Raw genomic sequence first — 12073 nt, forward strand, 5'->3', positions numbered from 1 at the left:
TTCTTATCCTCCTATATAAGACATTTCAATTTTCGGACGATTCTTTGCACTTTCTTCTGTCCGTTCATCTGAATACCTATCTTTTCTATTCATCCATACATCTTGTATAACGTTTACTAACTCATCATCCGAAAGATTTCCTCTAAGAAGTTCCCTTACATCCAATCCTTCTGTCGCAAATAAGCAAGTATAAAACTTTCCATCTGCCGAAATTCTCGCTCTCGTACAAGAAGAACAAAATGACTCAGAAACAGAAGTAATAAAACCGACTTCGACATTTGTTCCAAGATAACGATATCGCTTCGCAACTTCACCGAAATAATGCGCTTCAGCTGGCTCAAGTGGATACACGCTATGAATCATCTCAATTAACTCTCGCTTTGTAACAACTTGGTCAAAGTTCCATCCATTTGTACTACCAACATCCATAAACTCAATAAACCTAAGCGTGATTCCTTGCTCTTTAAAATAAGTAGCCATCGGAAGTACTTGATGGTCATTCATCCCTTTTTTCACAACCATATTTACCTTTACATCAAGCCCGGCCTCTTTTGCAGCCATAATTCCCTTTATAACAGGTTTCGTATTAATATTCCGGCCATTAATGTCCTTAAATACATCGTCATCTATTGCATCCAAGCTAACATTTACTCTATGTAATCCAGCTTCTTTTAATGCTTTTGCTTGTTTCGTTAAATGAATCGCATTTGTCGTTAACCCTATATCTACTAACCCTTCAATTTTCACGAGACGTGCAATAAGTTTTGTTAAATCTTTACGAAGCAGTGGCTCGCCACCAGTAATTCTAATTTTTCGTACACCGATGCTAACAAATAATTTTGCCAAACGCTCAATTTCATCAAACGTCAGTAAAAACTCATCTTTCAAAAAAGCATAATCTGGCCCAAACACTTCCGCTGGCATACAATATGTACATCTAAAATTGCAACGATCAATGACAGATATGCGCAAATCTTGAAGTGGGCGTCCAAAAAAATCTGTAACCATCTCCTGCATCGCCACCCTCCCTTTCTGCCAAATTTCTCTCTTTTCATTCTATTATAATATATTTTCGAACTGCGATGTTTTTGCTCAAGTGAATAAAGTGAAACTTTCCTAACCAATTAGACTTCCTACTTATAACGAGATAAAAAACCTTGAAGCATAAAAGCCCCAAGGTTTTCTCCCTATTAACTTAACCTAATAATAGTTAGCGTAGCTCCTGGTGTTGTCGTAGATAATGTAGCTATTGCAAGTAATCCAAATAACTGCAGACTAATAGCAGCTCCAGCAGGCAAATTAGCAATGATTGTCGCATTAAACGAACCTGTAGCTACTGCTGGTGAATTAACCGTTCCTGCAAGTTGAACCCCATTTACAGTTATACGTGAACTTACGAGTAAAGCTGCCGTTATATTAATTGTATAAGCTATATAATAATTCCCTGCGTTCGCAACTGTGAATACAGTATTCGTACCATTAACAGTGATCCCTGGACCAATATTTTGATTGTTCGGTAACGGTACATTCGTACCACCTAACAGAACAGAAATAGCACTTCCTGATGTATTATTTGCAAATGAGTACGTTGCAGTTGTACTAACTCCGGTGGTTCCTGTCGCTCCTGTTGGACCTTGGATTCCTTGCGAACCAGTTGGACCCGTATTCCCTGTTGGACCTTGGATTCCTTGTGGGCCTTGGATTCCTTGAGGACCGGTCGCTCCTGTTGCTCCCGTGACTCCTGTTGGACCTTGAATCCCTTGTGAACCTTGTGTTCCAGTCGGTCCTCTGTCCCCTGTTGGGCCTTGTGGACCTTGCAATCCTTGCACGCCTTGCGGACCGGTTGGACCTATTTCTCCTTGTACTCCTTGAATTCCGGTTGGGCCTTGTGGACCAGTCGGACCTTGCACACCTTGTATCCCCTGAATTCCCTGCGGACCTTGTGCTCCGGTTGCCCCTGTCACACCTTGGATTCCTTGGGGGCCTTGATCTCCTTGTATCCCTTGTGGACCCGTTGGACCTTGAATTCCTTGTGGACCTTGGATTCCCTGTGAACCTTGATCTCCTGTCGCCCCAGTTACTCCTTGTATCCCTTGGGGACCTTGAACACCTTGCGGGCCTGTTGGACCTTGGATCCCTTGCACTCCTTGTATTCCTTGCGGGCCTTGTAAACCCGTAACCCCGGTTGCTCCCGTTTCTCCTGTCGCTCCTGTCATTCCTGTTGAGCCCGTAGCCCCAGTATCTCCCGTTACTCCTGTCGAACCTGTTGCCCCTGTCGGGCCAGGTGGGCCACCGGATGGACCTGTCACACCAGTCGGTCCTGATGGCCCCGTCGGACCAGTCGGGCCTGCTGGGCCTCCAGAAGGACCAGTTACCCCTGTTGGACCAGTTACTCCAGTTGGGCCTGTAGTTCCTTCCCCTGTCGCACCTGTTGTACCCGTATCCCCCGTTACTCCTGTCGGACCTTGGATTCCCTGTATTCCTTGTGGACCTTGCACTCCTTGAGCACCCGTTGCTCCTTGAATTCCTTGAATTCCTTGAATTCCTTGAACTCCTTGTGGCCCCATTGGACCTGTTGGGCCAATCGCTCCTTGAGCACCTTGAACTCCTTGCGGGCCCTCTGGACCTGTTGCACCTATATTCCCTTGTACACCTTGAATTCCAGTTGCACCTTGTGCTCCCGTTGCTCCGGTTTCACCTTGAGGTCCTATAGCCCCCTGTATACCTTGTGGACCTTCTGGACCAGTTGCTCCTATCGGTCCTTGAATTCCCTGTATACCTTGCGGACCCTCTGGACCGGTTGCTCCAGCTGGTCCTGGCACCCCTTGTATTCCTTGCGGCCCTTGAAGTCCTTCTGGGCCTTCTGGTCCTGTTGGTCCTATTTCACCCATCGGACCTTGTATTCCTTGAACCCCTTGTGGTCCCGTTTCTCCTGTTGGCCCTGGTACCCCTTGTATACCTTGCGGACCTTGATCTCCTGTTGCTCCGGTTTCACCTTGAGGTCCTATAGCCCCCTGTATACCTTGTGGACCTTGATCTCCTGTTGCCCCTGTTATCCCTTGAATTCCCTGAACACCTTGGATTCCTTGTGAACCAGTTACTCCCGTCGGACCAGGAATACCTTGAATACCTTGCGGACCTTCTGGACCCGTTGGTCCAATTGGCCCTTGAACCCCTTGTATTCCTTGCAGGCCCTGTGCTCCTGTTTCTCCTGTACTTCCAGTTGGACCTGTATTTCCCGTTGCTCCAATTGCCCCTGTAATTCCTGTTGCTCCCGTCGCACCCGTACTCCCACTCGGTCCACCTCCTGGACCTGTCGCACCAGTTGGCCCTGTCGGACCTGGAGGACCTCCAGATGGACCCGTTATCCCTGTTGGACCTGTTATTCCAGTTGGGCCTGTAACACCTTGACCAGTTGCTCCTGTTGTCCCCGCATTTCCACTCGGTCCTTGTGGGCCTTGCATCCCCTGCGCTCCTTGTATCCCTTGTGGACCAGTTGCTCCAGGTACTCCTTGCACACCTTGAATCCCTTGAGGTCCCTCAGTTCCTGTTGCACCAATTGGACCTTGTAATCCCTGTACACCCTGTATTCCTTGTGCTCCAGTCGCTCCCGTTGGACCAATCGGACCTTGTAACCCTTGCACACCTTGAACTCCTTGAGATCCCGTTTCTCCCTGTGGTCCTCTCAATCCTTGTGGCCCCTGCTGTCCTTCTGGTCCTGTTGCCCCCATTTGCCCAACTGGTCCTTGAATCCCTTGGACACCTTGAGGTCCTGTCGGGCCCATCTCCCCCATCGGACCTTGTAATCCTCTTGGTCCCTGTGGGCCTGTTGGACCTTGCGGACCGGTTGGGCCTGTAATCCCTATACCAGTAAATCCCGTTGGAACGGGAGGAAAGGTAGGTCCAATAAGATTTGGTGAAATTCTGAAATTAGAGTTTAATGAATTTTGTTTATCGCGTTCTTTCACACTTTCACCACCTACACACCATCTTTTTTACATTAAACAAACCTCTTCTTAATATGTATTTACAAAAACAATCTCAAAGACTATTTTTATTTTGAATAATAAAAACTCCCTTAATTCCTTAAGGGAGTCCGGCAGTTGAATCCGTATTATCTGTATTCGGGACGGCTTGTGCTATACCCGATGTATTTACACTTTGCCCCATATTGGTTCCTGTTACAGTACCAGCAGGAGTACCTCGTGTATATGTTGTCGTCACCGAATCACCTGGCTGTAAACAAAGCTTCGTCTCCGTTCCTATTACTGTAACAACATCAATCCAAGTACAACCCATTGAACCACTATACGATTTCGTAGCAGTAAATGAATTATCACTCAAATTATCACCGGTAAATATATTCCCAGTGTTATTTACAATAACAAACTCTTTTATATGAGCAGGCATAATTACACTCTACCTTTCCTCTATGAACCTAATGTACGTGTACTCGTTGCCAAAGGCGGAAGAAATACTGATGTTCGAATCACCGCTTCTGGCTGTCTTTTCCCATTTAAAAAAATAGCCGCACTCGACCCTCCAGCACCTGCATATATTTTTGCTACAGCTAAAGGTGAGATATCATAACAATCGCCGACATTAACAGCCCCTGTATTATTAATAATTTTTACCTTCCGCAAGTTAATCCCCATTTACCTATCCCCCTTTTGTACACTGTATGCAAAAGAAAAAAACTTGAAACAAACACGTTTCAAGTTTTTTAAGCTACTTATTTCGTTTCACCTTCATATTGAAGCATACCGCCAACCATGTTCACTGTTTTAAATCCTTGCTCATTTAAATAATGGCATACATTTTCACTACGCATTCCCGAACGACAAATAAAGATATATTCATTCTCTTTATCAAAGAAGTCTACTTTATTTGGGATATCGCCCATTTTAATATGTACAGCTTCTGGAATTTTGCCTGCCGCTACTTCTTCATCTTCCCTTACGTCTACTAAAAATAACGTTTCTCCGCTTTCTAAACGCTCTTGCACTTCTTCTGTGGTAATTGTTTTAACTTCTGTCATATGTCGTTCCTCCTTATATACAATAAAACCTTTAATCTCTTCCTTAAACAAGCATGTCTAATCAATTTTAGCATGCGAAAGAAAGAACGCAAAGAACGGAAAATTTATTTCTCAATTTTCCCGCAAAACTTATTCTTTACAAATCTAACTCCTGCATTGTATCCTCAATATACTTGTTTTATGAAAGGAGTCAATGAAAATGACACTTTTTCTTTTCATTATGGGCATCATTTTCTTAATCGCCGCAATTATTGCACTTAGTATGAAAAATAATAAAAAGATAAAATCACCACAAGAAATGTCATTCTTATTTCTATTGCTTAGTATCGCATTCTTCGGTATAGCAATTGCCACATATATTTTCCGTCTACAAATCATGTAAAAAAAGGTGCCTACTACATACATTGCACCTTTTTCACACCATTTATTTTCTACACCAAACTAGATACTTTCCGATTTAAAAATTCATAAACTTTCTTTTCAAATAAATGAATATCAAACGCTCCCGCCATATGCCCATTTATACTTTCTATCTCATACACTTCCGCATATTTTCCTTGTTTTTGCAAAATATCTACCATTTTATAATTATAACGTGACGGCTGAAGCAGGTCTTGTTTGCACGGAATCATAAGTACATTCGCTTCTATGTTAGACAGTGCCTCTTCTAAAGACGAAAATCCATGCGCAATATCATGTAATAAAACTGCTTTCGCAGTGTACATCCACGAATTTGCATCTACTAACTCTATACTTTTATATGTCACTTTATTTATTTCTTTCTCAAATGATGTTAATGTAGAAAACCTTTCATAAGGGTCTACTTCTATACTATTACGAGGGAATGTTGTTTCATAAAAATGCTCATCAAATGCATTCATAAACATCATTCTGTTTGCTAAATGAAGTCCCTTCATTGGCTGCTCTTCTCCATATTTTCCGCCCTTCCAACTTGGATCCAGTTGAATAGCCTCAATTGCATTTTGCGCTACATTTACCGACGTAATAATTGGATTTTGCGGGTTCGTAATAACACCAATCATCCGCTCTACCATATGAGGATAATGAACAGCCCATTGCTGCGCAATCATCCCGCCAGCTGACGGTCCCATTACAGCATGTAGCCTTACGATTCCCATATCTTTTATTAACTCATATTGCATACGAGCTACATCAAGAAATGTAAAAACCGGAAAATCCATCGCATATTCATCTCCAGTTTTCGGATCAATTGATTTCGGTCCTGTTGTAAACACATAAGGGTTTTTCACCTGCACATTACAAAGATTATCAGTACATATAACAAAGTATTTATTTGTATCAATTGCTTTTCCCGGTCCAATTAAACCATCCCACCAACCAGAATCCTCATCATGCGCTGTATATTTTCCTGCCGCGTGACTCGTTGCACTAAAATAATGGCATACCAAAATCACATTTGACCTTTCTCTATTTAAAATACCATACGTCTCGTACCCCATTTGAACAGGAATTTCCCTACCATTTTCAAACGTAAACTCTCTTAAAATAAACTTTTCTTTTTTTACAAATTGCACAGACTCGCCCTCTCCCCGTCATAGTATGAACTGCTTACTAAAGGATTTTTTCTATGCAAACCAATCTCCTCCTTCTTTTCATAAATAAATGAATAATATACAAAATTAGCCACAAAATAGCACTATATTACACAATCAAAGAGGGCATACATATGATTTGGAATTGGCTACGTAAGAAAAAAAAATCAAATACGACAGAGAAAAGCGAAACAGATAACTCGGAGCAACAACCTAACAACCAAGAGGATGATAACAAAGAACAGACTAGAAGTATGAAACATAATAAAGATAGCAAGATCGAGCAACAAAAAGAAGAGCATAAGGAGTCTTCCCAGGATCAGCAGCATCACTCTAAACAAAAGGATTCGAATCAGGATAAACAACAAAGCTCTAAACAAGATGACTCGAATCAGGAGAAACAGCAAAGCTCTAAACAAGATGACTCGAATCAGGAGAAACAGCAACATTCTAAGCAAGGCGATTCAGCTCAGGATAAACAACAAAGCTCTAAACAAGATAATTCGAATCAAGGTAAACAGCAAAACTCTAAACAAGGTGACTCATCTCAAGATAAACAGCTACACTCTGGAAATAATAGTATTTATGATTTTACGAAACCAGAAAAAGACCGTATTCATTCTCTACAAGATTTAATAGAGAAGCTCAAACAGTCTAGTGATTTTGTTAATTATCACACATCTGACGATGAAACGATGCCTTATTGGATTTCTTACTATCGTCCTTCGCTTGATGGAGAGAAATTGCAAAAGTATTTAATGCCTACTCTTTTAGAACGACCTAACGCTTCACTAGAAGAACTGAAAGAACATATTCCAATGAGCGGCATTACAATTACAAACGATTTACAAAAAATTGAGGACATGGTTTTAAAGGGGCATGCGATTATTCAGTTGAATCAGAAAGATCAAAAATGTATGCTCGCAAACATTGCAATTGATAATTATCGCGCACCAACTCCTCCTTTAAATGAATCGACTGTTATCGGTCCTCAAGAAGGTTTCGTGGAGGATATTGATACAAATATTAATTTAGTACGAAAACGTCTTCCAGTTTTAGATTTACATACAAAAGAAATGATTGTCGGCGAGTTTTCCAAAACAAAAGTTGTCATGATGTATTTGGATAACCTTGCTGAAAAAGAGAATATAGATTTTCTAGAAGATTCATTACGCGCTCTTGAATATGATCAAATTAATGATAGTGCTTATATACAAGAATTAATGGGAGAAAAGTCGATTTTTCCTCTCTATATCAATACAGAACGTACTGATAGAGTTACAAAAGCACTAATTGATGGAAAAATCGCTATTTTTGTTGATGGTTCTCCAAGTGTTTTACTAACACCTGTATCCTATTTCGACTTTTTCATTTCACCAGAAGACTATAACGTCTCTTGGCTATACGCTACATTTTCAAGAATTTTACGCCTTATCGCCGTTCTATTCTCGATATGTGCTACACCATTATACGTTGCAGTTTTAAATTATCATTATGAACTTATTCCGAGCGATTTACTTGAAACTTTAATTTTATCAAGGGCACAAGTACCATTCCCCCCTTTAATTGAAGCACTATTTTTAGAACTCGCAATTGACTTATTAAGAGAAGCTGGCGCGAGGTTACCGATGAAAGTTGGTCAAACGCTCGGTATTGTAGGCGGTATCGTAATCGGGCAAGCATCTGTACAAGCTGGTTTAACGAGTAACATTTTATTAATTATCGTTGCCTTATCAGCACTCGCTTCCTTTATTACACCTATTTATAAAATGGGTAATGCTGTTCGATTACTACGTTTCCCATTTCTCATATTTGCAGAAATAGGAGGACTGTTCGGGATTTCTATTGGATTTATCTTTTTATTTACTCATCTATTTAGACTTACCTCCTTACGTAAGCCTTACGCCTTGTTTTACCCGACAAGACAACAATCTGTTAAAGATTCTTGGATTCGTTTTCCTTTAACAATGATTGATACAAGAGATGTACAAGCAAGGCCACAACATGTAAAAAAAGCAGCAAAAGGAATTTCAACAAAACATCGATCAGACTTTGATGATTAAGGAATGAGGTGCATTGATGAGTAAAGTTCAAGAAAAATATCAAGTATCTCCTGTCTTTGTTTTCTTCTTAATTCACGGTGCACAGTTTGGAGCTGGCGTTCTCGGGTTCGCTCGAATTATCGCAAAAGCTGCTGGATACGACGGCTGGATGGGAGTTTTAATCACAGGAATCTGTATCCATATTCTTATATGGATGATGTATGTCTTATTAAAAGAAACAAACGGAAATTTAATTGATTTACATCGACAAACATTTGGAAAATGGCTAGGAAATGTGATGAACCTCATTTTTATGGCTTATTTCTTAGCCGTCAGCATTTCTGTCATTCGAACATACGTTGAAATTATTCAAGTATGGATGTTCCCTACCGCCTCTACCTTTATGTTAACAATATTTTTATGCTTAGTGAGTTATTACATTATTTCTTCTGGTTTTCGTGTCATTACTGGCATTTGCGTCATCTCTGTTGGCGGTACATTGGGATATTTGTTTCTTAGCTTATTCGTTTTTAAATACTCTCATTGGCCTAATTTACTACCTATGTTCACACATTCTTTTTCAGATATCTTAAAAAGCGCTCATATGTCAATCTACAGTATGACAGGATTTGAGATTTATCTTATGGTATATCCATTTGTAAAAAAGCCTATGCAGTCTCATAAATTCGCTCAATACGGAGCACTATTTTCAAACCTTCTATATTTATTTAGTACCCTTTTAGCCTTTTCGTTTTTTAGTGAGAAACAATTGTTAAAAACAATCTGGGCCCAACTTTCTATGACCCAAGTCATTCAATTACCATTCATAGAAAGGCTAGAATATATTGCAATTTCAGCTTATGTACTCGTTATTATTACGAGTTTTATCCTGCCTTTATGGGCGGCAACAAGAGGAACTCATGAAATATTTCGTGTAAAACAAAGAGGCATTTTAATTGCTTTTATGCTTATTACACTTATTGTTTCACAACTTTTAACAAACAGACACGATATTAACAATTTTATTAGTTATGCATCAAGAGTTAGTTTTTGGCTCATTTATGTATACATCCCAATTCTATTTATTATTGTGTGGGTGAAAAGAAAATGGAAAAAATCAAAAGCACAAGCAAATTAATACTTATTTCTTGTATAACACTCTTCAGTTTAACTGGATGTTTACAAAAAAATATTATCGATGATGTACATCTTATTCAAGGAACGGTTTTTGATGTAGCAAAAGATAATCAGGTAAAGGTTACATTCGTTTGCCCTGTTCAACAAAAAGGAAATAAAGTTCAAGTTTTTGAAGGATCCGCAAATGCAGTAAAACAAATAAAAGCAAACACATCTTTAGAGTCTTCCCAACCATTTGCAAGCGGACAAATGCGGGTCGCTCTATTTACTACAAGAATTGCAAAAAAAGGAATGGCCCCTTCCTTCGATACATTAATCCGCGATGTGAATATCGGGAATGCGTTATATGTCGCTTTGCTTGACGGGAATGGTACTGAGCTTTTAAAAGGAAAATACACAACTTCATCTAACGTTGCAATTTATATAAAAAAATTGCTAGAACATAATATGGAGACTGGTCCTTTACCAAGGGACAATCTACATTTAGGAGCATTTCGTTATTATCAAGAAGGTCGCGACTACTATGTTCCAATTTTGAAAAAACATAAAGATAAAATAAAAATTATCGGCATTGGTCTTTTTAAAAAGGATAAATATGTAGGTAAAATCAAGGAACAAGATATGTTTGTATTTAAGGGATTGTTAGAAAAACATAAATTAGATTCACATGAATTTAAAGCCAATCCCGGGTACGTAATGATTAATAATATCCGTTCAGTTCCAACATACGAAGTAACAATAAAAAATGGGAAGCCTTCTTTTTTCATTCATGTAACACTTGATGCCCGTATTCAAGAATTATCGAAGCAAATCAATTTAGACAATCCTAAAAACACAAAAAAAATTGAAAAAGCTATCCAAAAGCAATTGGATACACAAGGTGACAAACTAATTAAGCAGTTTAAATCTTTAGGCGTCGATCCGCTCGGGCTAGGAGCTAAATATAAGCAACATTATCGTCCATTCAAGTTAGAAGAGTGGAGACGGATGTACAAAGATGTCCCTGTTACTATAAAATACACCGTAAACATTACAAATTCTGGTGTGATCGAATGAGAAATGATTGAACTCCTCTCTCCGGCATGATACAACGGAAAGAGGAGTTTTTATTTTAGATAGAGAGAGAAGATATTTATGGGGGAGCCTATGTCTAAAAAATTAGTAAAGCCTATTTTAAACGGTATTTTATTTCTCGGCGTCTTTTTATTTGCTCATACATACTTAAAAAATGTTTCCTTCACACGTTATTTACTTGTCGTTATACCAATGTTGCTCGTTGGTATGTTTGGCATCGATCTTATTTTATCCATTTTAATAAAAAAAGAAGAATAGCGCGCAGGGCCGTCCCAAAAGTATTCTGGGATGGCTTTCTTTTATTAACAGGTTATGTTTTGTCGTGAAGTCGATATAACCTTTCACTATCGCTATCTGAACTAAAAGATGAAACTTTTGGACAGTCCCTTTTTATTTCATAATCACCTTATGTTACAATGAGATTCGGCACAAAGCGAGAAAGGATGAAACAACATGACAAACGAAAAAGGTTTAGATAAAGGATACGAACTTGTTGCAAAAATGCATGAAGTATTCGGACATCCTGTGACAAATACTCCAACAAAATTAACAGAAGAACGTGCAAAAATCCGTGCGAGCTTTATGCAAGAAGAGCTAGAAGAATTTCTAGAAGCAACGACTGTTGAAGATCAATATGATGCACTGATTGACCTTATTTACTTTGCATTCGGAACGTTTGCAGAAATGGGCGTACGTCCAGATAAAGGCTTCGAAATTGTAAATGATGCAAACATGGCAAAATTATTCCCTGACGGGAAACCTCGATTCCGCGAAGGTGATGGCAAAATTCTAAAACCAGAAGGCTGGCAAGCACCAGAACCACAACTTCGTGCTGAAATCGAACGTCAGCGCCAAGAAGCTGAAAAAAACTGCTAGGATTTCCTAGCAGTTTTTTATTATGTCTTTTTTTCTGCAATTCATTAATGACCCACGTGTCCCGCATGTCCTGCTGCTCCACTAATGCTAGCCGCTCCTGCCGCTGCTCCTGCTGCTCCCGCTCCAATTCCACCTGCCCAAGGAGAAGATTGTTGCTGTTGTTGATATTGTTGGTGATGTTGACCTTGGTGACCGTGTTGGCCTTGATGACCTTGTTGGCCTTGATGACCGTGCTGACCTTGATGACCGTGCTGACCTTGATGACCGTGCTGACCTTGATGACCTTGGTGACCTTGATGACCGTGCTGACCTTGATGACCGTGCTGACCTTG

The 12073-nt window shown here is 39.9% G+C and carries 13 protein-coding genes; 6 read left to right on the plus strand and 7 right to left on the minus strand.

All coding sequences use genetic code 11. The features are described from left to right. Positions 1–3: 3 nt before the first annotated feature. The 5 genes from moaA to F8162_RS14015 all read right to left on the minus strand — a co-directional run bounded on the left by moaA (position 4) and on the right by F8162_RS14015 (position 5038). A complete protein-coding gene (moaA, locus tag F8162_RS13995) occupies positions 4–1017 on the minus strand; it encodes a GTP 3',8-cyclase MoaA (protein ID WP_151633836.1) in 1014 nt (337 codons plus the stop codon). 173 nt (positions 1018–1190) lie between these two features. Next, on the minus strand, positions 1191–3968 hold the full coding sequence (locus tag F8162_RS14000; RefSeq protein ID WP_151633838.1) for a BclA-related collagen-like exosporium protein: 2778 nt from the start codon (positions 3966–3968) through the stop codon (positions 1191–1193). 118 nt (positions 3969–4086) lie between these two features. After that, positions 4087–4410: a hypothetical protein gene (locus F8162_RS14005; protein WP_151633840.1), complete on the minus strand. Its 324-nt coding sequence runs from the start codon at positions 4408–4410 to the stop codon at positions 4087–4089. A gap of 20 nt (positions 4411–4430) precedes the next feature. Beyond that, entirely contained in the window at positions 4431–4655 is a 225-nt protein-coding gene (locus tag F8162_RS14010; protein WP_000512461.1) for a spore germination protein, read from the minus strand. 77 nt (positions 4656–4732) lie between these two features. After that, positions 4733–5038, minus strand: a complete 306-nt coding sequence (locus F8162_RS14015) for a rhodanese-like domain-containing protein (protein ID WP_048529458.1) — start codon at positions 5036–5038, stop codon at positions 4733–4735. A gap of 199 nt (positions 5039–5237) precedes the next feature. Between F8162_RS14015 and F8162_RS14020 the strand changes: the two genes are divergently transcribed. Continuing rightward, entirely contained in the window at positions 5238–5420 is a 183-nt protein-coding gene (locus F8162_RS14020) for a hypothetical protein (RefSeq protein WP_044737521.1), read from the plus strand. A 49-nt stretch (positions 5421–5469) separates the two neighbouring features. Here F8162_RS14020 and F8162_RS14025 read toward each other — a convergent pair whose 3' ends face one another. After that, complete coding sequence (locus F8162_RS14025) at positions 5470–6594, minus strand: alpha/beta fold hydrolase (protein WP_151633843.1); 1125 nt, start codon at positions 6592–6594, stop codon at positions 5470–5472. A 152-nt stretch (positions 6595–6746) separates the two neighbouring features. Here F8162_RS14025 and F8162_RS14030 point away from each other — a divergent pair, with 152 nt between their 5' ends. The 5 genes from F8162_RS14030 to F8162_RS14050 all read left to right on the plus strand — a co-directional run bounded on the left by F8162_RS14030 (position 6747) and on the right by F8162_RS14050 (position 11741). Then, positions 6747–8675, plus strand: a complete 1929-nt coding sequence (locus tag F8162_RS14030; protein WP_151633845.1) for a spore germination protein — start codon at positions 6747–6749, stop codon at positions 8673–8675. Between the two features lie 16 nt (positions 8676–8691). Next, a complete protein-coding gene (locus F8162_RS14035; protein WP_151633847.1) occupies positions 8692–9792 on the plus strand; it encodes a spore germination protein in 1101 nt (366 codons plus the stop codon). Then, on the plus strand, positions 9762–10847 hold the full coding sequence (locus F8162_RS14040) for a Ger(x)C family spore germination protein (RefSeq protein WP_151633849.1): 1086 nt from the start codon (positions 9762–9764) through the stop codon (positions 10845–10847). The genes F8162_RS14035 and F8162_RS14040 overlap by 31 nt, the downstream gene beginning before the upstream one ends. A gap of 90 nt (positions 10848–10937) precedes the next feature. Beyond that, entirely contained in the window at positions 10938–11123 is a 186-nt protein-coding gene (locus tag F8162_RS14045) for a hypothetical protein (RefSeq protein WP_000038783.1), read from the plus strand. Between the two features lie 195 nt (positions 11124–11318). After that, on the plus strand, positions 11319–11741 hold the full coding sequence (locus F8162_RS14050; RefSeq protein ID WP_151633851.1) for an HAD family hydrolase: 423 nt from the start codon (positions 11319–11321) through the stop codon (positions 11739–11741). A 44-nt stretch (positions 11742–11785) separates the two neighbouring features. Here the strand turns inward: F8162_RS14050 and F8162_RS14055 are convergent. Further along, a partial coding sequence (locus F8162_RS14055; RefSeq protein WP_192797620.1) for a hypothetical protein occupies positions 11786–12073 on the minus strand: 288 nt, incomplete at its 5' end.

It is taken from the genome of Bacillus sp. CH140a_4T, assembly GCF_008923725.1.
In the GTDB taxonomy this organism is placed as follows: Bacteria; Bacillota; Bacilli; order Bacillales; family Bacillaceae_G; genus Bacillus_A.